Annotated in this window: 22 protein-coding genes, 1 other RNA gene and 1 pseudogene; 7 read left to right on the top strand and 17 right to left on the bottom strand. The window is 59.7% G+C overall.

Going from position 1 to position 23,552, the window contains the following annotated elements:
• Nucleotides 1-4: 4 nt before the first annotated feature.
• From mraY to rsmI, 9 genes are all read right to left on the bottom strand, one after another.
• Entirely contained in the window at nucleotides 5-1,087 is a 1,083-nt protein-coding gene (gene mraY, locus AB4N33_RS26660; protein WP_460121072.1) for a phospho-N-acetylmuramoyl-pentapeptide-transferase, read from the bottom strand.
• Complete coding sequence (locus AB4N33_RS26655; RefSeq protein WP_476458578.1) at nucleotides 1,087-2,454, bottom strand: UDP-N-acetylmuramoyl-tripeptide--D-alanyl-D-alanine ligase; 1,368 nt, start codon at nucleotides 2,452-2,454, stop codon at nucleotides 1,087-1,089. The genes mraY and AB4N33_RS26655 overlap by 1 nt, the downstream gene beginning before the upstream one ends.
• Entirely contained in the window at nucleotides 2,447-3,910 is a 1,464-nt protein-coding gene (locus AB4N33_RS26650) for a UDP-N-acetylmuramoyl-L-alanyl-D-glutamate--2,6-diaminopimelate ligase (RefSeq protein WP_476458577.1), read from the bottom strand. Before AB4N33_RS26650 ends, AB4N33_RS26655 begins: the two co-directional genes overlap by 8 nt.
• On the bottom strand, nucleotides 3,910-5,649 hold the full coding sequence (locus tag AB4N33_RS26645; RefSeq protein ID WP_460126557.1) for a peptidoglycan D,D-transpeptidase FtsI family protein: 1,740 nt from the start codon (nucleotides 5,647-5,649) through the stop codon (nucleotides 3,910-3,912). Before AB4N33_RS26645 ends, AB4N33_RS26650 begins: the two co-directional genes overlap by 1 nt.
• On the bottom strand, nucleotides 5,649-5,942 hold the full coding sequence (ftsL, locus tag AB4N33_RS26640) for a cell division protein FtsL (RefSeq protein ID WP_368555240.1): 294 nt from the start codon (nucleotides 5,940-5,942) through the stop codon (nucleotides 5,649-5,651). The genes AB4N33_RS26645 and ftsL overlap by 1 nt, the downstream gene beginning before the upstream one ends.
• Nucleotides 5,939-6,886, bottom strand: coding sequence for a 16S rRNA (cytosine(1402)-N(4))-methyltransferase RsmH (rsmH, locus tag AB4N33_RS26635; protein WP_476458576.1), 948 nt, complete (start codon nucleotides 6,884-6,886; stop codon nucleotides 5,939-5,941). Before rsmH ends, ftsL begins: the two co-directional genes overlap by 4 nt.
• A complete protein-coding gene (gene mraZ / locus AB4N33_RS26630; protein WP_186530428.1) occupies nucleotides 6,883-7,338 on the bottom strand; it encodes a division/cell wall cluster transcriptional repressor MraZ in 456 nt (151 codons plus the stop codon). The genes rsmH and mraZ overlap by 4 nt, the downstream gene beginning before the upstream one ends.
• A gap of 355 nt (nucleotides 7,339-7,693) precedes the next feature.
• An RNA gene (gene rnpB, locus AB4N33_RS26625) (RNase P RNA component class A) lies at nucleotides 7,694-8,045 on the bottom strand.
• A 74-nt stretch (nucleotides 8,046-8,119) separates the two neighbouring features.
• Entirely contained in the window at nucleotides 8,120-9,025 is a 906-nt protein-coding gene (gene rsmI, locus AB4N33_RS26620) for a 16S rRNA (cytidine(1402)-2'-O)-methyltransferase (protein ID WP_460121063.1), read from the bottom strand.
• 176 nt (nucleotides 9,026-9,201) lie between these two features.
• Here rsmI and AB4N33_RS26615 point away from each other — a divergent pair, with 176 nt between their 5' ends.
• The 4 genes from AB4N33_RS26615 to AB4N33_RS26600 all read left to right on the top strand — a co-directional run bounded on the left by AB4N33_RS26615 (nucleotide 9,202) and on the right by AB4N33_RS26600 (nucleotide 12,633).
• Complete coding sequence (locus AB4N33_RS26615; RefSeq protein WP_476458575.1) at nucleotides 9,202-11,013, top strand: penicillin-binding protein activator; 1,812 nt, start codon at nucleotides 9,202-9,204, stop codon at nucleotides 11,011-11,013.
• The gene (locus tag AB4N33_RS26610) at nucleotides 11,013-11,375 is read left to right on the top strand and encodes a YraN family protein (RefSeq protein WP_460121058.1); all 363 of its coding nucleotides are present in this window, start codon (nucleotides 11,013-11,015) and stop codon (nucleotides 11,373-11,375) included. Before AB4N33_RS26615 ends, AB4N33_RS26610 begins: the two co-directional genes overlap by 1 nt.
• An 89-nt stretch (nucleotides 11,376-11,464) precedes the next feature.
• The gene (locus AB4N33_RS26605; RefSeq protein WP_368555245.1) at nucleotides 11,465-12,058 is read left to right on the top strand and encodes a phosphoheptose isomerase; all 594 of its coding nucleotides are present in this window, start codon (nucleotides 11,465-11,467) and stop codon (nucleotides 12,056-12,058) included.
• Nucleotides 12,055-12,633, top strand: a complete 579-nt coding sequence (locus AB4N33_RS26600; protein ID WP_460121056.1) for a BON domain-containing protein — start codon at nucleotides 12,055-12,057, stop codon at nucleotides 12,631-12,633. The genes AB4N33_RS26605 and AB4N33_RS26600 overlap by 4 nt, the downstream gene beginning before the upstream one ends.
• A 163-nt stretch (nucleotides 12,634-12,796) precedes the next feature.
• Here the strand turns inward: AB4N33_RS26600 and AB4N33_RS26595 are convergent, their stop codons facing one another.
• The 7 genes from AB4N33_RS26595 to rplM form a co-directional block, all read right to left on the bottom strand.
• The gene (locus tag AB4N33_RS26595; RefSeq protein WP_460121054.1) at nucleotides 12,797-13,210 is read right to left on the bottom strand and encodes a ClpXP protease specificity-enhancing factor; all 414 of its coding nucleotides are present in this window, start codon (nucleotides 13,208-13,210) and stop codon (nucleotides 12,797-12,799) included.
• A gap of 16 nt (nucleotides 13,211-13,226) precedes the next feature.
• Entirely contained in the window at nucleotides 13,227-13,844 is a 618-nt protein-coding gene (locus tag AB4N33_RS26590; RefSeq protein WP_460121052.1) for a glutathione S-transferase N-terminal domain-containing protein, read from the bottom strand.
• A 150-nt stretch (nucleotides 13,845-13,994) separates the two neighbouring features.
• Nucleotides 13,995-14,777 (bottom strand): cytochrome c1, encoded by a 783-nt coding sequence (locus tag AB4N33_RS26585; RefSeq protein WP_460121050.1) that lies wholly within the window; start codon nucleotides 14,775-14,777, stop codon nucleotides 13,995-13,997.
• Nucleotides 14,777-15,988: a cytochrome b gene (locus AB4N33_RS26580; RefSeq protein WP_476458574.1), complete on the bottom strand. Its 1,212-nt coding sequence runs from the start codon at nucleotides 15,986-15,988 to the stop codon at nucleotides 14,777-14,779. The genes AB4N33_RS26585 and AB4N33_RS26580 overlap by 1 nt, the downstream gene beginning before the upstream one ends.
• Nucleotides 15,988-16,581 (bottom strand): ubiquinol-cytochrome c reductase iron-sulfur subunit, encoded by a 594-nt coding sequence (gene petA / locus AB4N33_RS26575; RefSeq protein ID WP_368555251.1) that lies wholly within the window; start codon nucleotides 16,579-16,581, stop codon nucleotides 15,988-15,990. The genes AB4N33_RS26580 and petA overlap by 1 nt, the downstream gene beginning before the upstream one ends.
• A gap of 267 nt (nucleotides 16,582-16,848) precedes the next feature.
• Nucleotides 16,849-17,241 carry a 30S ribosomal protein S9 gene (rpsI, locus tag AB4N33_RS26570; RefSeq protein ID WP_119427677.1) on the bottom strand — a complete coding sequence of 131 codons (393 nt, stop codon included), beginning with the start codon at nucleotides 17,239-17,241 and terminating at the stop codon, nucleotides 16,849-16,851.
• Nucleotides 17,242-17,255: 14 nt separating this feature from the next.
• On the bottom strand, nucleotides 17,256-17,684 hold the full coding sequence (gene rplM / locus AB4N33_RS26565) for a 50S ribosomal protein L13 (protein WP_003228062.1): 429 nt from the start codon (nucleotides 17,682-17,684) through the stop codon (nucleotides 17,256-17,258).
• Between the two features lie 245 nt (nucleotides 17,685-17,929).
• On the opposite strand from rplM, the gene AB4N33_RS26560 reads away from it, so the two are divergent.
• Complete coding sequence (locus tag AB4N33_RS26560; protein WP_476458573.1) at nucleotides 17,930-18,970, top strand: NADP(H)-dependent aldo-keto reductase; 1,041 nt, start codon at nucleotides 17,930-17,932, stop codon at nucleotides 18,968-18,970.
• Nucleotides 18,971-19,097: 127 nt separating this feature from the next.
• On the opposite strand, the gene AB4N33_RS26555 is transcribed toward AB4N33_RS26560, so the two are convergent.
• The gene (locus AB4N33_RS26555) at nucleotides 19,098-20,234 is read right to left on the bottom strand and encodes an acyl-CoA dehydrogenase family protein (protein WP_476458572.1); all 1,137 of its coding nucleotides are present in this window, start codon (nucleotides 20,232-20,234) and stop codon (nucleotides 19,098-19,100) included.
• Between the two features lie 242 nt (nucleotides 20,235-20,476).
• On the opposite strand from AB4N33_RS26555, the gene AB4N33_RS26550 reads away from it, so the two are divergent.
• Both AB4N33_RS26550 and AB4N33_RS26545 read left to right on the top strand, forming a co-directional pair.
• Nucleotides 20,477-21,373 carry a GlxA family transcriptional regulator gene (locus AB4N33_RS26550; RefSeq protein WP_460126556.1) on the top strand — a complete coding sequence of 299 codons (897 nt, stop codon included), beginning with the start codon at nucleotides 20,477-20,479 and terminating at the stop codon, nucleotides 21,371-21,373.
• 135 nt (nucleotides 21,374-21,508) lie between these two features.
• Nucleotides 21,509-23,454: pseudogene (locus AB4N33_RS26545) on the top strand (flavin monoamine oxidase family protein).
• The last annotated feature ends 98 nt before the right edge of the window (nucleotides 23,455-23,552 follow it).

The following is a 23,552-nucleotide window of genomic DNA, read 5'->3' as shown; positions in this document are numbered from 1 at the left end:
CGTTCTACCTCAGCTTCAGGGTGGCAAGGCCGATCAGCACGAGAATCACGGTGATGATCCAGAAACGGACGATCACGCGTGGCTCGGGCCAGCCCTTGAGTTCAAAGTGGTGGTGTATCGGCGCCATGCGGAACACACGGCGACCGGTCAATTTGAAGGAGGCCACCTGGATGACCACCGACAGGGTTTCCATCACGAACACGCCGCCCATGATGAACAGCACGATTTCCTGGCGAACGATCACCGCGATGGTGCCCAGGGCTGCGCCGAGCGCCAGTGCGCCGACGTCGCCCATGAAGACTTGGGCCGGATAGGTGTTGAACCAGAGGAACCCCAGGCCCGCACCGATCAGCGCGCCGCAGAACACGATCAGCTCGCCCGCGCCCGGTACATAAGGAATGAGAAGGTATTCGGCGAACTTCACGTTACCCGACAGATAGCAGAAGATCCCCAGGCCACCGCCGACCATCACGGTCGGCATGATTGCCAGGCCGTCGAGGCCATCGGTCAGGTTGACCGCGTTGCTCGAGCCGACAATCACGAAATAGGTCAGGACGATGAAGCCCGCGCCCAGCGCGATGCTGTGGTCCTTGAGCATCGGCAGGATCAGCGTGGTCTCGACCGGCGTTGCTGCGGTCTTGTACAGGAAGATCGCCGCCGCGAGGCCGAACACCGACTGCCAGAAATACTTCCAGCGGCTTGGCAGGCCACGGGAGTTCTTCTCGATGACCTTGCGGTAGTCATCCACCCAGCCGATGGCGCCGAACAGCAGGGTGACCAGCAAGACCACCCAAACATAACGGTTGCTCAGGTCAGCCCACAGCAGCGTGCTGACGCCGATCGAAGACAGGATCAGTGCGCCGCCCATGGTGGGCGTACCCGACTTGGACAGGTGCGATTGCGGACCATCGTTGCGAACGGACTGGCCGATCTGACGGTTCTGCAGGGTGCGGATCATCCAGGGGCCATAGCACAACGACAAGACCAGCGCGGTCAACACACCCAGAATCCCGCGCAGGGTCAGATACTGGAAGACCGCGAAGCCTTTGTAGAACTGTTGCAGATACTCCGCTAGCAGCAGCAGCATTAATGTTTCTCCGGACTGGACCCGCACAAGGCGGCGACGATGTTTTCCATCGCCGCGCTGCGCGAACCCTTGATCAAAATGGTGGTGTTTGTATCTTGCTCGGCGCCCAGGGCCTCGATCAGCGCTGCCTGGGTGGCAAAGTGATAAGCCTGATCGCCAAAAGCGTTCACGGCGTGAGTCATCATCGGACCCACGGCATACAGAGCCGAGACCTTGCCACGGGCGTACTCGCCCACGTCGTGGTGCCCCTGCTGCGCCCAGTCGCCCAATTCGCCGATGTCCCCGAGCACCAGGACGGTGCGGCCGGGAAAGCCGGCGAGAATATCAACGGCTGCGCACATGGAAGTGGGGTTCGCATTATAGGTGTCATCGATCACGCGCGTGCCATTGCTGGCCAACTGCGCCACGGTGCGGCCCTTGACCGGCTGCACCGCGCCAAGGCCGGTGGCGATACCGAACAACGACACGCCCAGGGCATACGCTGCCGCAGCAGCGGCCATGGCGTTGGCCACGTTATGGGTGCCGAGCAGGTTCAGTTGAACGTGCTCCACACCTTCGGGGCTGTGCAGTTTGAACGACGGGCAACCGCGAGCATCGGTGGACAGGTCGCTGGCATGGAAGTCCGCCTGGCTATTGGTCAGGGCGAATGTCAGCACCTTGCGACCGGCGGCGCGGGTTTTCCAGATGTCGAATGCCTTGTCGTCAAGATTGAGCACGGCGACGCCATCGGCGGCCAGCCCTTCGATGATCTCGCCCTTGGCTTCGACGATCTTGTCCGGGCCGCCAAACTCGCCAACGTGGGCAGTCCCGGCGTTGTTGAGGATGGCGACGTGGGGCTTGGTCATAGCGACGGTGTAGGCAATCTCGCCGAGGCGCGACGCGCCCAGTTCGATGACGGCGGCGCTGTGCTCCGGCGCGAGCTCGAGCAGGGTCAGCGGTACGCCGAGGTCGTTATTCAGATTGCCACGGGTGGCGTGCACAGGCCCGCGCGTGCGCAGGATGCTGGCGAGCATTTCCTTGACCGTGGTCTTGCCGCTGGAACCGGTCACGGCGGCGACGGGCTTGTCGAAGGCTGCACGGTTCAACGCACCGAGTTGCCCCAGCGCCTGACGGGTATCGCCGACCAGCAGTTGCGGCAAGGTGCTGTCAGAAACTTCCCGTTCGACCAGCGCGCCAACGGCGCCTTTGGCCGCGACCTCATTCAGATAGTCATGACCATCAAAACGCGGACCGGTCAGCGCGATGAACAACTGGCCCGGTTGGATGGCCCGGCTGTCGATGCTGACGCCGTTGAAAGTGGCGTCCTTGCTGACCAGGCGGCCGCTGAGGGCGGTGGTCAGTTCACTGAGTTTCAAAGCTTTAAGCATGGGCCACCTCCCACGCGGTCAGGGCGCGATCGGCCTCGACCAGGTCCGAAAAATCATGGCGCTCGCCGTTGATTTCCTGGTAGTCCTCGTGCCCCTTGCCGGCCAGAACGATCACATCGTCCGCCGAAGCTCCGGCGATCAACTGGGCGATGGCCTGGCCGCGACCCGCCACGAAGGTGACGTTATCCACATTCGAGAAGCCGGCGCGGATGTCATCGAAAATCACCGAGGGATCTTCGGTACGCGGGTTGTCATCGGTGACCAGGACGCCATCGGCCAAACGCTCGACCACTTCGGCCATCAGCGGACGCTTGCCGCGATCGCGATCACCGCCGCAACCGAACAGGCAGAGCAATCGGCCCTTGGCGTGGGGACGCAGCGCCGTCAGTACTTTTTCCAACGCATCCGGGGTGTGGGCGTAGTCGACCACCACCAGCGGCTGAGTGCCGCCACCCAGGCGCTGCATGCGCCCTGCCGGGCCTTCGAGCTCGGGCAGGACCTTGAGAATTTCATCCAGTGCGTAATCCAGACCGAGCAAGGCGCCAATGGCGGCCAACACGTTGCTCAGGTTGAACCGGCCGAGCAAGGTACTGCGCAAATGGTGCTCGCCTTGCGGCGTGACCAGCGTGGCGCGTACGCCTTCGTCGTCGAATTGCGCATCGCGGCAGAACAGGTAGGCGCTGCGGTCGAGCAAGCTGTAGGTAATCAGCCGCGGCTCACGTTTTTCACTGGCCAGTTGCTTGCCGAAATCGTCATCGAGGTTAACCACCCGGCATTTCAGGTCGTTCCAGGCGAACAGCTTGGCCTTGGCTTCGCCGTAGGCCTGCATGGTGCCGTGGTAATCCAGGTGATCGCGGGACAGGTTGGTCATCACCGCCACGTCGAACGCCAATGCGCTGACCCGGCCCTGGTCCAGTCCGTGGGATGACACTTCCATGGCGACAGCCTTGGCGCCGGCCTTTTTCAAGTCGGCCAGGGTCGCCTGCACCGCAATCGGGTTCGGCGTGGTGTGCAGGCCGCTTTGCAGCGCGCCGTAGAAACCGGTGCCCAATGTTCCAACGATGCCGCAGTGCTGGCCGAGCAGGTCCAGAGCCTGGGCCACCAATTGGGTCACACTGGTTTTGCCGTTGGTGCCGGTAACGCCCACCAGGTTCAGGTGACGGCTCGGCTCACCGTAAAAACGTCCGGCGATGTCCGACAGTTGCGCCGCGAGCCCCTTGACCGGAATCAGCGGAACGTCGGTGATCGGCAACACGGTGGCGCCTTCGACTTCATAAGCCACCGCCGCCGCACCGCGCTGCAAGGCATCGCCAATGTGCGCGCGGCCATCGAAGCGTCCGCCCGGCACGGCCAGGAACAGGTCGCCGGCGCGCACATTGCGGCTGTCGATCGTCAACTCACGGATCAGCAGATCGCGGCCAGCGTGGGCGAAAATCTTGTTCAGGCTTAGAGACATCAGCCGCGCCCTCCATTGGCTTTCAGTGGAATGGCCGGAACCGCGTTGGCCTGTTGGACAGGCGGCAAGTTGTCCGGCGTGATATTCATCAGACGCAAGGTCCCGGACATCACTTTGCTGAATACGGGCGCAGAGACCAGGCCACCGAAGTAGCCGGCCTTGGTGGGCTCATCGATGACAACGACGATGGCGTAGCGCGGGTCGCTCATCGGCCCGAAACCGGCGAACAGTGAGCGATAAGAGTTTTCGGCATAGCCTTTGGTGCCGACCGAGGTTTTACGTGCAGTACCGGACTTGCCGCCCACGTGATACGCCGGCACTTGGGCACGGAATACACCGCGCGGTGCTTCGATCACTTGCTGCAGCATGGTCTGCATGGTTTTCGCGACGTTTTCCGGCAGCACTTGCGTGGTTTGCGGTGCCTTGTCGGTCTTGATCAGGGTCAGTGGTGCCAGGCGGCCGTTGTTGGCCAAGGCCGAGAAGGCATGGACCAACTGGATCGCAGTCACGGAAATACCGTAGCCGTAGGACAACGTCGCCGTTTCGGCCTTACGCCATTCACGGTAGTTGGGCAGGTTGCCCACACGCTCACCCGGGAAGCCCAGACCGGTGTCCTGGCCGAGGCCGAGCTTCTGCGCCAGACGGAAGATGGTTTCGCCACCGATGTCGAAGGCCACCTTACTCATACCGACGTTACTGGAGTTGATCAGGATGCCGGTCATGTCCAGCACCGGACCTTCGGTCTTGGACACGTCCTTGATGGTGTATTTGCCGATCTGCAGCGTGCCCGGGTAAACCTCGACGCTGTCGGTTGGTTTCCAGCGTCCGGTTTCGATGGCGGCACTCATGGAGATCGCCTTCATGGTCGAGCCTGGCTCGAACACGTCGATCATCGCGCGGTTACGCATCATTGCCGGCTGCAGGTTGCGACGGTTGTTCGGGTTGTAGGTCGGCTGGTTGACCATGGCGAGGATCTCGCCGCTCTTCACGTCCATGATCACCAGGCTGCCGGCCTTGGCACCGTTCTCGATGATCGCGTTACGCAACTCGCGGTTGGCCAGGTATTGCAGGCGCAGGTCAATGGACAACGCCAAGGGCTTGCCGGCCTTGGCGTTTTTTGTCACCTGAACATCTTTGATAAGTCGCCCGCGCCGGTCCTTGATGACCTGTCGCTTGCCGGGCACCCCGGCGAGCCACTCATCGTAGGCCAGCTCGACGCCTTCACGCCCGTGATCATCGATGTCGGTGAAGCCGACCATGTGCGCGGTCACCTCACCAGCAGGATAGAAGCGGCGGAACTCTTCGATGCCGTAGACGCCCGGTACTTTGAGGTCGAGCACGGACTGGCCCTGCTCGGGGGTCAACCCGCGGACCAGGTAAATGAATTCCTTGTTGGCTTGCGCCTCAAGGCGCTCGGCCAGGGCTTTCGGATCCTGACCCAAGGCAGCCGCCAGTGCTGGCCACTTCTCTTTGGCCAGTTGCATTTCCTTGGCATTGGCCCACAGCGTGGTGACCGGCGTACTGACGGCCAGCGGCTCGCCGTTACGGTCGGTGATCAGGCCACGGTGTGCCGGAATCGGGATATGGCGAACACTGCGCGCGTCGCCTTGGCCTTTGAGGAAGGCACGGTCAACCACTTGCAGGTCGATGATGCGCCAGCAAATGGCCGCGACCATGACGCCGAGCAGGCCCAGCACCAGGCGAAACCGCCACGGGAACAGTGCGCCTTCAAGCTTCATCATGGCGCCACCATCTGCACGTCAGCGGCGCCAGGAATGTGCATCTTCAGTTGTTCGGTGGCCAGCACTTCGATACGGCTGTGGGCGGTCCAGGTGCTCTGCTCGAGAATCAACCGCCCCCACTCGGCCTGCGCCTTGTCGCGCACGCTCAACTCATTGTACAGCGTGTTCAATAACTGACGGTTCCAGTGGGCGCTGTAGGACACGCCGATGGCCGACACGAGCACGCCAACAAACAGCAGCAACATGAAGAAGCTGCCGCCTGGCAGGGGTTTGGCGAAAAGCTTGCTCACCGCAACTTCTCCGCAACGCGCATGACGGCGCTGCGAGCACGTGGGTTGGCTTTGAGTTCGGCCTCGGAGGCGGACTGCGCTTTGCCATGGACTTTGATTTTGGGTTCGAAAGCCACGTGACGAACCGGCAGGTTGCGCGGCAGGTTGTCGGCTTCGCCTTTTACCAGCTTGCGCATGAACAGTTTGACGATGCGGTCTTCCAACGAGTGAAAGCTGATCACCACCAGGCGACCACCGACTTCCAGGCATTCCAGTGCGGCCTCGAGGCCGGCTTCCAGATCACCCAGTTCGTTGTTGACGTGAATACGCAGGCCCTGGAACGCACGGGTCGCCGGGTTCTTGCCCTTCTCCCATGCCGGGTTGGCGACTTTCAGCACTTCAGCCAGGTCGCCCGTGCGCTCGAATGGCGTGATGTCGCGACGCTCGACCACGGCACGGGCCATGCGTCCGGAGAATCGCTCTTCACCGTATTCCTTGAACACGCGGGCAATTTCTTCCACTGGCGCGGTATTGACGAACTCGGCCGCGCTGATGCCGCGGGACGGGTCCATGCGCATGTCCAGCGGACCATCGTTGAGGAAGCTGAAACCGCGCTCAGGGTCATCGAGCTGTGGCGAGGATACGCCCAGGTCGAGCAAAACGCCGCTCACCTTGCCGGCCAGACCACGTTCGGTCACTTCCGACCCAAGCTCGGCAAAGCTGCGCTGCACAACGACAAAGCGGCCGTCTTCGGCCGCTAGCGTCTGCCCGGTGGCAATCGCTTGAGGATCCTTGTCGAATCCGAGCAACCGGCCATCGGGACCGAGCTTGCTGAGAATCAACCGACTGTGCCCTCCGCGCCCGAACGTGCCATCCAGATAGCAGCCATCAGCACGCACGTCGAGAGCCTCGACAGCCTCGTCAAGCAGTACGGTGATGTGGTTAAAGCCGCTATCAATAGTCACAAGATCAAATCACGCAGTTCATCAGGCATGGCGCCCGGTTGTTGAATAGCAGCAAGGTCGGCGGCAGAAACCGCGTTCCAGGCATCTTCGTCCCACAATTGGAACTTGTTCAGCTGGCCCACCAACATCGCGCGTTTATCCAACCTGGCATATTCACGAAGACGCGGCGGCACCAGAAAACGACCACTGCCATCGAGCTCGAGGTCGACGGCATTACCAATCAGCAAACGTTGCAGACGACGGTTCTCTTCGCGAAGCGAGGGCAGTGCGCGCAGCTTGGTTTCAATAATTTCCCACTCATCGAGGGGGTAAACACACAAACATGGATCAACGGCATCAATGGTGACGATCAACTGTCCGGAACTACGCGAAACGAGCTCGTCACGGTACCGGCTCGGCATGGCGAGACGGCCCTTTGCGTCGAGACTGATAGCGTTAGCTCCGCGAAACACGTCAGCGTTTCTCCAAATATTAGCGTTTTGCTCTCAAAAAACCCACTTCATGCCACTTTCCGCCACTTGCGCACACTATAGGAACGCGCCCACTGCACCGTCAAGGCGCGGATTAAAGGAAAACCCTTACAGAACTGAGATTTAGGAGCACATCAGGAGGGGTAACGAGAATCTGGAGGTGGAATCTGCCCAACAATTCGAATGAACACAGAAAGCTGCGTTCACAAGTTAAAGTAATTTATTAAGAGTAAGATTTTTTCGGTATTACAAGGTGGGTTCTGCGAATCATTTACAAGGAGGGAAATTGCCATTACGCGCACCCTGCTCATGACTTTAAACAGGGAGAAAGGAAAAGGTGGAGAGTCGATCTGTAAGCCGGGTTCTGTCTTGAACAGTCATTCGTCTACGATGGCCATCACTGGACATCTTTAGCAACCTACCCGGTCCCAGCGCGGGCCACGCCTTGGGACCCTATTTGGTCTTGCTCCAAGTGGGGTTTACCTAGCCACGAACTGTTGCCAGACGTGCGGTGCGCTCTTACCGCACCTTTTCACCCTTACCGGTGCCGAAGCACTTAGGCGGTTATTTTCTGTGGCACTTTCCGTAGGCTCACGCCTCCCAGGCATTACCTGGCACTTCGCCCTATGGAGCCCGGACTTTCCTCCCCCCTAATTTTCATAGAGGGCAGCGACTGTCCGATCGACTCTCCGCCGCAAAGGTTAACGGCAGAGCGCCCGAAGAACAAGCGCTAAACGCCTCCAGGCGCGTCGCGCGTCGGCTTTCACTCGCCTTTCTGTTTCTCCAGGGCGACCTGATAAAGAACGTTCTTGCGCTCGCCGGTAATTTGCGCCGCCAAGGCTGCGGCCCGCTTGAGCGGCATCTCCTCGAGCAACAGGTCGAGAATGCGCATGGCTTCACTGCTCACGGCATCCTCGGTCTCGGGGGCGGACCAGCCAGCGACCAGGACAACGCACTCCCCGCGCTGCTGGTTGCTGTCCGACTCGACGAACTCGCGCAGCTCGGCCAGGGGCAAGCCCTTGAGCGTTTCAAAGGTCTTGGTCAGCTCGCGGGCCAGCAACGCCGGGCGCTCGGGCCCGAATACAAGTTCCATGTCCTGCAGGCACTCAAGAATGCGATGCGGCGCCTCATAAAAAATCAGCGTGCGCGGCTCTTCCCTGACCTGCTCCAGGCGGGAACGTCGGCCGACAGTCTTGGCCGGCAAAAAGCCTTCGAAAATGAACCGATCCGACGGCAGGCCCGCTGCGGATAGCGCAGCGATCAAGGCGCAAGCCCCCGGCACCGGCACCACATTGACGCCCGCCGCTCGAGCCTGGCGAACCAGGTGATAACCAGGATCGGATATCAGCGGCGTTCCGGCATCGGAGATCAGCGCCACGTCATCGCCCGCCAGCAAACGGGCGATGAAGCGGTTACCTTCGTCGCGCTCGTTGTGCTCATGGCAGGCAGCCAGCGGCGTGGAAATACCAAAATGCTGCATCAATCGCTGGGAATGACGCGTGTCTTCGGCGGCGATCAATGCCACCTCCCGCAGGATTTTCAGCGCACGCGCACTGATGTCGTCCAGGTTGCCGATGGGCGTCGCCACCACATAAAGCGAGCCAACAGCGGAATTCAAAGCACCTGGGGCAGTCAAAGCGCACACCTCATGAACGGTAAAAGCCGCCATTGTAACCCTTGGCGACGCTTTCGACAGGCACTGACAAACGCGGTTTTTTCGAGGTTTCATGCCGGTCTGCGACGATTGCATGAGCTAAATTGATCGATTCACGCCAGTAACATCGCGCCCCGGCCAGTGCTTGGGTACAATTCCACGCTAATTTGATCGAGTATCAGGAACACTACATGATCGCTTGCCTGCGGCTGTTTACTGCCCTCTGCCTCGCTGCCCTACTGGCGGCCTGCGCCAGCTCGCCGTCCTCCAGCCTTGACGAAATCCCACGGACCGCGGATGCCAGCATCGAGCAACTGCTCGATCAGGCTGCGAAAAGCAAAACGCCGGAACAAGCGGCACTGTATCGCTTGAGTGCAGCCGACCTGGCCTATCGCCAGGGCAATGCCGGCCAGTCCGCGCAAATCCTGCAACAGGTACCGGTCGAGCAACTCAAACCGGGCCAACAGGTGTTCGCCAACACCCTGGCGGCTGAACTCGCCATGACCCGCAACCAGCCAAAAGCCGCGCTAACGGCCCTGAACCACCCGAGCCTGCAACAACTGGCCGAGCTGCCGGTCGAGCAACAGGTTCGGACCGGCACGGTGCGCGCTCGCGCCCTGGAAGCCGACGGTCAGACCCTTGCGGCCGCTCGTGAGCGCATCTTCATTGCTCCGATGCTCAGCGGCGAAGCAGCCAGTAAAAACCACGAAGCGATCTGGACACTGATCGCTTCGCTGCCGACCGACCAATTGCAACCGTCGAGCAACGACGACCTCGGCGGCTGGCTTGCCCTGGCGCTGGCGGTGAAAACCGCCGGCACGCTGGAACAACAGCAAGCGGCCATCGACCACTGGCGCGCCCAGAACCCGAAACACCCGGCCGCCATCCAGTTGCCACAAGCGCTGACCAACCTCAAGGAACTGGCCAGCCAGCCCCTGAGCAAGATCGCCCTGCTGCTGCCACAAGACGGCCCGTTGGGCTCGGTGGGCAAAGCCCTTCGCGACGGTTTCATGGCCGCTCACTACCAGGCTCAACAGGCCGGCCAAAAGCCGCCAGCCATTGCCTTCTATGACAGCTCGCGCCTGACGTCGCTTGACGAGTTCTACCGCAAGGCGCAAGCCGACGGTGTGCAACTGGTGGTCGGCCCCCTGGAAAAGCCGCTGGTCAAACAACTCAGCACTCGCCCCCAATTGCCGATCACCACCCTGGCACTGAACTACAGCGAGGGCACGCAGGGTCCGGCGCAGTTGTTCCAGTTCGGCCTGGCTGCCGAGGACGAAGCTCGCGAAGTGTCCCGCCGCGCTCGCGCCGACGGCCTGCATCGCGCTGCGATCATGGTGCCGAAAGGCGAATGGGGCGATCGCGTGCTGCGCGCATTCAGCCAGGACTGGCAAGCCAATGGCGGCAGCATCGTGGCCACCGAGCGAGTCGATCAGCCGGTGCAACTGGCCCAGCAGATTGCCGACATGTTCCAGCTGCGCCAGAGCGAAGGTCGCGCCAAGAGCCTGCAAAGCACCGTTGGCTCGCAGGTGGCTGCCCAGCCTTCGCGTCGTCAGGACATCGAGTTCATCTTCCTGGCCGCCACGCCTCAACAGGCCCAGCAGATCAAACCAACCCTGAACTTCCAGTACGCCGGTGACGTACCGGTCTACGCCACCTCTCACGTGTTCAGTGCCAGCGGCGACGTCAACCAGTACAACGACATGAACGGCATTCGCTTCTGCGAAACCCCGTGGTTGCTGGAAGCCAACGACCCGCTGCGCCAACAAGTCACCGCGCAATGGCCACAAGCGGCAGGCAGCCTCGGTCGCCTGTATGCGATGGGGGTCGATGCCTATCGCCTGGCCCCGCGCCTGGGTCAACTCAAAGCCCTGCCAGACAGCCAGATTGAAGGTCAATCCGGCAGCCTGAGCATGACGCAGAACCAACGCGTCGTTCGTCAGTTGCCGTGGGCCGAGTTCGTCAACGGCCAGGTTAAACGCCTGCCGAACACCCCGCGCTGATGCCCGAGAGGTCACGCCAGCAACGCGGCAAGGATGCCGAGCGCCATGCGCTCGAGCATCTGCAACAACAGGGTCTGCGCCTCCTGGCGCAGAACTGGTTGTGTAAACGGGGTGAGCTTGATCTGGTCATGCTGGAGGGCGATACAGTAGTATTCGTTGAAGTTCGCTACAGAAAAAACACTCAATGGGGTGGCGCACTCGATAGCATCGATAAGCGCAAACAGCAGAAACTGATCCTTGCCGCGCAGTATTTTCTTCAGCGCGAGCCGCGTTGGGCCAATTCCCCCTGCCGTTTCGACGTGGTCGCCATCGACAGCGATCACGATGAGTTGAATTGGCTGCAGAATGCCTTCGACAGCTGATCACCTGCCCCGGACACCTACACCCAAATTTTGCTCTTTGCTTTGCGGGCTGCACATTCATGTGGGCCGCGCCAATTAAGGTCACACAGATGGACATGCAATCCCGAATTCGCCAGCTTTTTCAGGCCAGTATCGATACCAAGCAAATGGCGATGGACGTACTTGCACCGCACATCGAGCAAGCCAGCCAGGTCATGGTCAACGCCCTGCTCAACGAGGGCAAGATGCTGTCCTGCGGCAACGGCGGGTCTGCCGGCGACGCCCAGCACTTCTCGTCCGAGCTGCTCAACCGTTTCGAGCGCGAACGCCCGAGCCTGCCGGCCATCGCCCTGACCACCGATAGCTCGACGATCACCTCGATCGCCAACGACTACAGCTACAACGAGGTCTTCTCCAAGCAGATCCGCGCGCTTGGCCAGCCGGGCGATGTGTTATTGGCGATTTCCACCAGCGGCAACTCCGCCAACATAATTCAAGCGATCCAGGCCGCACATGATCGCGAAATGATTGTCGTAGCATTGACGGGACGTGACGGTGGCGGCATGGCGTCGCTGCTGTTGCCCGAGGACGTGGAAATTCGCGTACCGGCCAACGTCACCGCACGTATCCAGGAAGTCCACCTGCTGGCGATCCATTGCCTTTGCGACTTGATCGACAGCCAACTGTTCGGGAGTGAAGAATGACCCCTAATCGCCTTGGCCTTCTGGCCTTGACCCTGTGCCTTGGCATCAGCGGCTGCACCTCGGTGGTTAACGCCAGCCGGGAAGCACCTATCGATGACGACCGCGGCACACGTACCCTGGGCAGCAAGATCGACGATTCCCTGATCGACACCAAGGTCGGCGTGAACGTGCGCAAGGCCGACCCGGCCCTGGACAACGAATCGCACATCGTCGTCACCAGCTACAACGGCATTGTGCTGCTCGCCGGGCAAACCCCGCGCGAAGACCTCAAGGCCAAGGCCGAACAGGCCGCCGCCGCAGTGCAGCGCGTCAAAAAGGTCCACAACGAACTGCAAGTACTGCCACCGTCAGGCTTCCTGGCCCGCCAGAACGACACCTGGCTGACCTCGAAGATCAAGACGCAGATGCTCACCGACCCCAACATCCCGGGCTCTCGCATCAAGGTGGTCACCGAGAACGGCATCGTCTACCTGCTGGGCCTGCTGACCAAGCAGGAAGCAGCCCAGGCGACCAATCTGGTGCAGAGCGTTTCCGGCGTGCAGAAGATTGTGAAGTTGTTCGAATACATCGACTGATAGCTGTATTCCCATCCCTGTAGGAGCGAGCACGCTCGCGATGATAGCCCAGACACCGCGGGCCTCCAGACAGCCCGCGTCATCGTTAGCGCCATCGCGAGCAGGCTCGCTCCTACGGGGGACTCGGGCACAAAAAAGGCGATCCATCTGGATCGCCTTTTTTTTATTTCACCACTTTCAAACTTGGACGACCGCTGGGACGCGGCGGTTCATCGTCCGGTGGAGGCAGGTCATCATCCGGCTCGATCTCGTCCTCGCCTTCCATAGGCGATTCCAGATCGAAGACCATGCCCTGGCCGTTCTCACGGGCGTAAATGCCCAGAATCGACGCGATAGGCACGTACAGGGTGTGAGGCACCCCACCGAAGCGCCCTTCGAAACTGACGGCTTCGTTGTCCATGTGCAAATGACGCACAGCAGCCGGCGATACGTTGAGTACGATCTGGCCGTCACTGGCGAAACCTTGAGGCACCTGTACCGACGGATACTCGGAATTGACCAGCATGTGCGGGGTGCAATCGTTATCCACAATCCACTCGTAGAGCGCGCGGACCAGATAAGGTCGACTGGAGTTCATAGCGGCTCCTTAAGCCTTAGCGCATATCGCGCTCGACACCAGACAGACTCGCCTGGAAAGTCTCACGCGCAAACTGGCGCTCCATGTAATCAAGCAGCGGCTTGGCAGGCCGCGGCAGTTCAATACCCAGAATCGGCAATCGCCAGAGTATTGGCAATAGGCAGCAATCCACCAGACTTTGTTCCTCACTGAGGAAAAACGGCTTGTCGGCAAACAGCGGCGACACGCCAGTCAGGCTTTCACGCAGTTCCTTGCGAGCGACAACGCGAGCAGCTTCCTTGGTTCGCGAATCCAGGATCAGATCTACCAGGCCACACCAGTCACGCTGGATACGATGAATCAGCAAACGACTGTTGGCACGCGCCACGGGATAAACCGGCAGCAAAGGCGGGTGCGGGTAACGCTCATCCAGATACTCCATCACCACGGTCGACTCCCACAATGCCAGGTCACGATCGACCAGGGTGGGCAGGCTTCCATAGGGGTTCACCTCAATCAGTTTAGGCGGCTGGCGGCCAGCTTCCACGTAAATGATCTCGGCGCTGACACCCTTCTCTGCCAGTACGATGCGCACCCGGTGGGAATAGTGGTCGGCGGGGTCGGAGTAACAGGCCAACCGATTGGTCACGCCCATGGCGGTCCTCCTCGCTTGTAGAATTTATCGAAAGCGGAAAAACGAGCGCGCCCAGAGGGCGCCTCCCGTAACGCCTGGATGACCAGGATCGTTACACTTTCAGAGGCGCCCTTGGGCGCGCGCGATTAACAGCAATTGCTTGAAACGTTATCAGTGCACGTCTTTCCAGTATTCGCGCTTGAGCAGGTAAGCGAATACAAAGAAGAACGCCAGGTACAGCAAGACATAAGTACCAATGCGCTGATGTTGCAACTTAACCGGGTTAGCCGAATAAGCCAGGAAGGTTACCAGATTCTTCACCTTCTCATCGAACTGCTCTTCGGTCAGAGCACCGCTCTTCGGCACGATGGTCAGCTGGTCGCACGCTTCATGAGTCAAAGCGGTACCGGTCAGCGGATCATATTGCTTCTTGCCGTCTTCGACGATCTGCACTTGTTTGCAACCTACGACCTGGCGACCTTGCAGGCCCACCAGTACGTTCGGCATACCCACGTTCGGGAACACCTTGTTGTTCACACCCCAAGGACGCGCTGGATCTTCGTAGAACGACTTCAGGTAACCGTAGAGCCAGTCAGTACCACGAACGCGAGCCACCAGGGTCAGGTCAGGTGGCGCAGCACCGAACCAGGTCTTGGCGTCCGCCGGCTGCATGCCGATATTCATGTGGTCGCCGATCTTGGCGCCCGTAAGCACCAGGTTCGACAACATCAGATCATGGGGAATGCCCAGGTCGTCGGCAACACGTTCATAGCGCTGGAACTTGGCGCTGTGGCAGCCCATGCAGTAGTTGGCGAATGTACGTGCGCCATCCTGCATGGCAGCCTTGTCGGAAACGTCGATATCGACCTTTTCCAGTTCCGGACCACCATGTTCAGCCGCGAAGGACAGTACAGGCAAAGCAGCAAGAATCAGTACAGCAAATAGCTTTTTCATCAGCCAGTCACCCTATCCGGAACCGGTTTGGTCTTCTCGAGCCTGGTGTAGAACGGCATCAAAATGAAGTAGGCGAAGTACAGGAAGGTGCAGACCTGCGACAGCAACGTACGGACAGGGTTTGGCGCCAGTACGCCCAGCACGCCCAGGATCACGAACGAAATGCAGAACACCCACAGCCAGATCTTGCTCAACCACCCCTTGTAGCGCATCGACTTGACTGGACTACGGTCCAGCCACGGCAGGACGAACAGGACCGCGATGGCCGCACCCATGGCAATGACACCGAGCAGCTTGTCCGGAACCGCGCGCAAGATCGCGTAGAACGGGGTGAAGTACCAGACCGGAGCGATGTGCTCTGGGGTCTTGAAGGCGTTCGCCACTTCGAAGTTAGGCTTCTCCAGGAAATAACCACCCATTTCCGGGAAGAAAAATACGATCGAGCAGAAGACAAACAGGAACACCACGACACCGACGATATCTTTCACGGTGTAGTACGGGTGGAACGGAATGCCGTCCAGCGGAATGCCGTTTTCGTCCTTGTGTTTCTTGATGTCCACGCCGTCCGGGTTGTTCGAACCGACCTCGTGCAGGGCCAGGATGTGCAACACCACCAGACCGAGAATCACGATCGGCAGGGCGACCACATGGAGGGCGAAGAAGCGGTTCAGGGTGATGCCGGAAATCAGGTAGTCACCACGGATCCACTGGGTCAGGTCGTCACCGATGACCGGGATCGCACCGAACAGCGAGATGATCACCTGGGCACCCCAGTAGGACATCTGGCCCCATGGCAGCAGGTAGCCCATGAAGGCTTCCGCCATCAGCGCCAGGTAGATCAGCATGCCGAAGACCCACACCAACTCACGCGGCTTCTGGTACGAACCGTAGAGCAGGCCACGGAACATGTGCAGGTAAACCACGATGAAGAACGCCGAAGCGCCGGTGGAGTGAAGCAGACGCAGGATCGAGCCGTACTCGACGTCGCGCATGATGTATTCAACGGAAGCGAAAGCCTCTTCCGCCGATGGGGTGTAGCTCATGGTCAGCCAGACACCGGTGACGATCTGGTTGACCAGAACGAGCAGTGCCAGGGAGCCAAAGAAGTAGAAGAAGTTGAAGTTCTTCGGGGCGTAATACTTGCTGAGATGGTCTTCCCACATTTTGGTCGCGGGAAAGCGCGCATCAACCCAATCCATGAACTTGCTCATCACGCTTTCTCCGTATCGACGCCAACGACAATGATCTCGTCGGACTCATAGGAATGCGGGGGTACTGGCAGGTTCAAAGGCGCAGGTTGCGACTTGTAGACACGGCCAGCCAGATCGTAGTGGGAACCGTGGCAAGGGCAGAAATAGCCACCTACCCAGTCTTTACCCAGATCCGCGGGCGCCACTTCCGGACGGAAGGTTGGCGAGCAACCCAGGTGCGTGCAGATGCCGATCAGCAGCAGAATCTCGGGCTTGATCGAACGCACTTCCGGATCGACATAAGTCGGTTGAACAGAGTTCTTGGAGGTCGGGTCAGAGAGCTGGCCCTCGATCTTTTTCAGATTCCCCAGGATTTCCTCAGTACGGCGGACGATGAACACCGGCTGACCGCGCCACTCAGCAACCATCTGCTGGCCTGGCTCGATTTTGCTGACATTCACTTTCACCGGTGCACCTGCAGCTTTCGCCTTGGCACTGGGAAACCATGACCCCACGAACGGGACCGCAGCCCCCACCGCTCCTGCAGCACCCACCACGGATGTGGCTGCTACCAAGAAGCGACGCCGGCCTGCATTCACGCCGTCATTGCTCATTCAGTCCTCTCCCATCAGCTTTGTGGCCTGTTAAATCAGGCATCTACTAAATAAAACTATGTACTTATAAAAATTTTGCCGAATGGTAATGAAAAGCCCCAATCCTGACAAGGTAATTACCGAAGGGCTCCAGTGCCAAGCCTTGCAGTATAGGGGCTCTACGGATGTGGCACGTTGTCACAGAGCAATTCTTTGTTAAATCGCGCACATAAAAAAACGCCCAGCTCCGTAAGGGGCTGGGCGTTCTTTTTTGAACGAGAAAGCGAATTAACGCTTCGAGTACTGCGGACGCTTACGCGCTTTACGCAGACCGACTTTCTTACGTTCAACTTCACGGGCGTCGCGGGTAACGAAGCCAGCTTTGCGCAGAGCGCTACGCAGGGTTTCGTCGTAGTCCATCAGAGCGCGAGTGATACCGTGGCGGATTGCGCCAGCTTGACCACTTACACCACCGCCGATCACGGTGACGTAGATGTCGAACTTCTCGACAGTCTCGGTCAGCTCCAGCGGCTGACGAACTACCATGCGGGCAGTTTCGCGACCGAAGAAGGTTTCCAGCGAACGGTTGTTGATGGAGATGTTACCAGTACCCGGACGCAGGAAAACGCGTGCGGTTGCGGTCTTGCGACGGCCAGTGCCGTAATTTTGAGTCGCCGACATAATGAACTATTCCGTTAAATCTTCAGTTCTTGGGGCTGCTGAGCAGTATGAGGGTGTGCAGCGCCCGCATAGACTTTCAGCTTACGGTACATGTCGCGACCCAGCGGGTTCTTAGGCAGCATGCCTTTGACCGCGGTCTCGATCACGCGCTCAGGGGCCTTGGCGATCAGCTTTTCAAAGTTGATCGACTTGATGCCGCCCGGGAAACCGGAGTGGGAGTAGTACATTTTGTCAGTGGTTTTAGCACCGGTAACACGGATCTGCTCGGCATTGATAACGACGATGTAGTCGCCGGTGTCAACGTGAGGAGTGTACTCAGGCTTGTGCTTGCCACGCAGACGGCTCGCGATTTCGGTGGCCAGACGACCCAGGGTCTGACCAGCAGCGTCGACGACAAACCAGTCGCGCTTTACTGTTTCCGGTTTAGCAGTAAAAGTTTTCATTCTTTATAGCCTCAGGGGCCGCCCTGTAAATTAGACGGCGGATCTTACTGAATAGTGCGTACTTTGACAAGTCAAAGGCAGCCGGATACAGACGCTTTCGGGGGCTCGGGTCGGCGCGTCCGTTCAACGGCAAGATTCTTCGGCGGCGGCGCATCACTTCCACTGCAGAAAGAGGTGCGCAATTATGCAGATTGCGAAAAATATTTCAACCTGCTTTTATGATTGTTTTGCCCAAGGAGCACCCGATGGACTATCGCCAGCTAGGCCGTACCGATCTGAACGTCAGCGCCCTCTGTCTCGGAACCATGACCTGGGGTGAGCAAAACAGCGAAGCCGAGGCCTTCGCCCAGATCGAGCGGGCCAAGGGCGCCGGGATCAACTTCATCGACACCGCCGAGATGTACCCGGTGCCGCCCAAGGCCGAGACCTACGCCACCACCGAGCGCTACATCGGCAACTACTTCAAGAGCCGCGGCGACCGTGCCGACTGGATTCTGGCCAGCAAAATTGCCGGCCCCGGCAACACCATCGACTACATTCGCGATAAAAACCTGCGCCACAACCGCCAGCACATCACCGAGGCGGTGGACGCCAGCCTCAAGCGCCTGCAGACCGATTACATCGACCTCTATCAGTTGCACTGGCCGGAACGCAGCACCAACTTCTTCGGCCAATTGGGCTACAAGCACAAGATCGAAGCTAACCTGACACCGCTGGAAGACACCCTCGAAGCACTGGACGAACAGGTCAGGGCCGGCAAGATCCGCCACATCGGTCTTTCCAACGAAACGCCCTGGGGCACCATGCGTTTCCTGGCGCTGGCCGAAGCCCGTGGCTGGCCGCGTGCGGTTTCGATCCAGAATCCGTACAACCTGCTCAACCGCAGCTTTGAAGTCGGCCTGGCGGAAATCGCCATACGCGAACAATGCGGCCTGCTCGCCTATTCACCGCTGGCGTTCGGCTTCCTCTCGGGCAAGTACGAAGGGGGCGCCCGCCCGCCGAAAGGTCGCCTGAGCCTCTACAGCCGCTTCAGTCGCTACTTCAATCCACAGTCCGAAGCGGCGTGCAGCCGTTATGTCGCCCTGGCCCGTGAACACGGCCTGGACCCGGCGCAAATGGCCCTCTCCTTCGTGACCCAGCAGCCATTCGTGACCAGCAACATCATCGGCGCCACGACCCTGGAGCAACTGGACAGCAACATCGCCAGTTTCGACCTGAAGCTGTCGGATGAGGTGTTGGCGGGGATCGAGGCGATTCACAAGGATCATCCGAACCCAGCGCCGTAACGGGCCTTTAGCTCCTATCGCGAGCAAGCTCGCTCCTACAGGTTTTCGGGTGAAACACAGATAGCGTGAACACCAAAAAACCTGTGGGAGCGGCGGTGCGACGATTCCACAGGGCCAGGAAAATAGATCAAAGCGCCCGAGCAATGATCTCCTTCATGATTTCATTGGTCCCCGCATAAATGCGCTGCACCCGCGCATCCGCCCACGCCCGCGCGATTGGGTATTCCCACATGAAACCGTAGCCGCCATGCAACTGCACGCATTCGTCGAGCACCTTGCATTGCAGGTCGGTCCCCCAGTACTTGGCCATCGCCGCCGTCGGCACATCGAGTTTGCCCTGCAAGTGCAACCCCAGGCAGCGGTCGACGAAGACCCGGCCAATCTGGATTTCGGTGGCCATTTCCGCCAGTTTGAATCGGGTATTCTGGAAATCGGCAATCGACTTGCCGAACGCCTTGCGATCGCGGGTGTAGTCCAGCGTCCACTGCAACGCCGCTTCAGCTGAAGCCAGGCCACCGATCGCCACGGTCAGGCGTTCCTGTGGCAACTCCTGCATCAGGTAGGCAAAGCCCATCCCCGCCTGCCCCAACAGGTTTTCCTTGGGCACGCGCACGTCCTGAAAGAACAGCTCCGAGGTGTCCTGCGCCTTCATCCCAACCTTTTCCAGGCGCTTGCCCTTGTCGAAGCCTGGCGTTCCGGCCTCGACCAGAAACAGGCTGGTGCCCTTCGCGCCGGCCTTCGGATCGGTCTTGGCGACGACGATCACCAGGTCCGCCAGATAGCCATTGGTGATGAAGGTTTTCGAGCCATTGATCACATATTCGTCGCCATCGAGCACGGCGGTGGTCTTCACCCCTTGCAGATCGGATCCTGCGCCCGGCTCGGTCATGGCAATCGCCGTGACCATTTCTCCAGAAACCAGTTTGGGCAAGTACTTGTGCTTCAGCGCTTCACTGCCGTAGTGCAGGATGTAGGGTGCGACGATGTCCGAATGCAGGGAAAAACCGATGCCGGTCAAACCGAGCCGTCCCACTTCCTCGATCACCACCGCACTGTAGAGAAAATCTGCGCCCAGCCCGCCGTAAGCCTCCGGCAGGTGCGAACAGAGCATCCCCGCCTCCCCCGCCTTGTTCCAGAGTTGACGGTCGATATGCCCCTGCTTTTCCCATTGTCCGTGGAACGGCACGGCCTCTTTTTCGAGGAAGGTGCGCACGCTGTCGCGAAACAGTTCGTGCTCGGGACTGAACAAGGTTCTGGGGATCATGGGGCACCTGTCGTTATTGTTAGAGGATTGATCTCCAGAGACTAAGGCGCAGCACCGATACAGGACACTGGACACATCCGACAAAAAATAAGACGATCCAGCCGTCTGGTGACCACTTTCCCCTATAAGAATAAGTTTGAATTATGTCTAACCAAGCCTCCACGCCCTTGCGGCGCGTCAGCATCCTGGCCATCGACCGGGTTTTCGCTACCACCCTCATGCAAGCCAAGGATTTTTTCCACCTGGCCAGCCTGCGCTATGGCAAACAACTGGGCCAGGGACTGGTACCGGCGTTCGAAACACGCCTGGTCAGCCCCGACGGCAAGCCGGTGAACAGTTTCAGCGACGTGATCATGCCCGTTGATGGCAGTCTCGAAGACGCCGACGTGATCATCCTCCCCGCGTTTTGGGACGACTTCGAAACCTTGTGCCAACGTTATCCACAGGTGCTGCCCTGGTTGCGCCAGCAACATGCGCGTGGTGCGGTGCTATGCGGCGAAGCCACCGGTGTGTTCTGGCTGGCCGAGGCAGGCTTGCTCAATGGCAAGGAAGCGACCACCTACTGGCGCTTCTTCAACGCCTTCGCCGAGCGTTACCCCAGGGTTCACCTCAACCAGGACAAACACCTGACCGACGCCGACAACCTGTACTGCGCAGGCGGCACCACCTCGGCGTGCGATCTCTACATCTACCTGATCGAACGCTTCTGCGGCGCCAACATCGCCCAGGCCGTGGCTCGCGACATTCTCTATGAAGTACAGCGCAGCTATTCCCCGGGCCGCATCGGCTTTGGCGGGCAGAAGCTGCATCAGGACGTGATCATCCTGCAGATCCAGCACTGGCTCGAAGAGCATTTCGCCGACAAGTTCCGTTTCGAAGACGTCGCCCGTGAACACGGCATGAGCATCCGCAACTTCATGCGTCGCTTCCAGACGGCCACGGGCGACAAGCCGCTGCATTACCTGCAACGACTGCGCATCGAAACCGCCAAGGGCCTGCTGTCCGGCAGTCGCAAGAGCATCAAGACCATCAGCTACGAAGTCGGCTACGACGACGCGAGCTTCTTCGCCCGCTTGTTCCGCCAGCACACGGAACTGTCGCCCAACCAATACCGCCAGCAGTTCCAGCAGGCGGCGTAACCAGACGGGGCCGGACGACTGTTTTCCCACAAAAAAAGGGAATGCGCGACGGCACGGCCCCCGACTTTACTCACAGACAACGCCCTCTGAAAGCACCAGCATCTTCCGGGTATTCACCCTCAAGGAAGATCGCCAGTGACCATCGGATCAAGCTACGAATACCCCGCATCCGTCAGCCGGGACACCACCCGCAGCAAACGTACCCCGCCCTCCAAATGGGCCGGGCGCTTTCCCAACCCCCCAGACCTGTGCTTTGACTATCGCGCATTGGTCGAGCAGGAACACGGCATTGCCCAGGCCACCGACCCGCAACACAGTATTTGCATCATCGGCGCCGGTATCACTGGGCTGACCGCCGCCAGGGAGCTGTACCGCTCAGGCTTCAGGCGGATTTCGCTCATCGAGCAATCCCGGCGCATCGGCGGAAGACACCGCACCGTGCCAGGCAGCCCGCATTCCACGCGAAGCCACACCCCTTTCGAGATGGGCGCCATGCGCATGCCCTTTTTCAACCGTACCGACGAGCCACCGACCCAGGGCCGCTCGTTGATGGCCTACTACACCCAGTTGTTTGACCTGGCGTTTTCAGACTTTGCCAACCCCGGCAGCCCCTGGGTCCGTTCGACCGGCATCTACCTCCGGGAGGGCAGTGTGGGCAACGGCCCGGCGCCGCAGATGTTGATCTGGAAGAATCCGGACGGCCAAACCCCGCCGCCCGGCGACGAGCTGCAAAGGGTCTACGGTAAATGGAAAGCCTTTGCCGACCGTCTGACCCGCCACGTTGCCCAGGTGTATGGCCACCCGGAATGGGGGGCGATGTGGGCGGCCATCGTCGCGCAATACGAGCGGGTGTCGTTTCGCGATCTGGTCAGTCGGCCAGCCCTGCCCCACTGGGATCAGCACTCACCGGGGGACTTTGGCGGGATGGGCATGTCCGCCGAAGAGTCAGCGATTTTCTACGCCATTGGCATCGGTGACGGCAGTTGGGGCGCCTTTTACGACGTCTGCTGCCTCTATCCCCTGCGCACGGCGATCTTCGGGTTCAGCAGCCAGCTGCAACTGATCCACGGGCGAGTTGACGCCAAGGGAGATCCCCTGGAGGCACCCTACCTCGAGGGAAACCCCGTGATGGATTCCCGAGGACTGACTTTGCGCGGCCTCGCTATATCGGTCTCGCCGCGCTGAGCGAATGCCTGATGTTCATGAAGATCGCCGAAACCGGGAAGTGCGTTCATGAACACAGCCTTGAATCCATGAACGGTCTGCTGACCGACAGCTCCGTGACCCGACTCAAGAAACTCGCCAACGGCAAGACCCGTGTTTATTTCAATTGGCAGCACAGCCAGCCCGACCAGAGTCGGCAGCTCTTCAATGACTTTGATTCGGTGATCATGACCCTGCCGTCCTGGTTGATCGAAACCCGCATCCAACTGGAAGGCTTCACCCCCCAGATGCTGCCATTCGAAACGATCAATGCCTATAAAACAGCACACTGGGAAACCAGCTGCAAAGTGTTTGCGCCGTTGAAGAAAACCTTCCTGTCGAAAAACACCCTCATCCCCCAGGCCATCGTTACCGACAGTTTCATCCACGACGTCTACACCTACCGCTATAACGAGCACTACAGCTACGATTGCATCCTGTTGAGTTACACCTGGGAGGACGACGCCACCAAGCTCGCCGCCTTCGGCGACAAGGAGCTGGTGGCCCGCTGTGTCGCCGAGCTGGACCGCATCCTCATGAATGCCAGCAATATCCAGGAAAAAATCTCGCCCTACATCGGCCTCGACCAGGCCGTAGTGCAACGCTGGATGACCGATCGCAATGCCTTGGGATGCGCCAAGCTGTATCGCCCTGGCGCCTATCAGGACGCTGTGCGCCTGATGAGATACAACCGGGATTTTGGCCACGTTTCCGGCCTGTATCTGTGCGGCGAATCGTTTTCCGTGGATGCCGGCTGGACCGAGCCGTGCTTTCGGGGCGCCTTGGATGCGGTGATCCACATCTGCCACAAGACCGCCGCGACCTTCAACGGTGGCTTTTCCATCAACGACCTGCCCCACTACCAGCTCAAAGCCTGACGCCCCCGTCCCAGAGCCACTCACGCCAGTGTGCTGGCTCTGCCCCACACCCTCGGTACACCCCCCGGTTAAAAATTCCCCATACATGTTCGGATTGC

Source organism: Pseudomonas sp. S1_E05 (assembly GCF_056337105.1).
The sequence above is the reverse complement of the archived record's forward strand: the minus strand, read 5'-3'. Positions and strand labels throughout refer to the sequence as shown.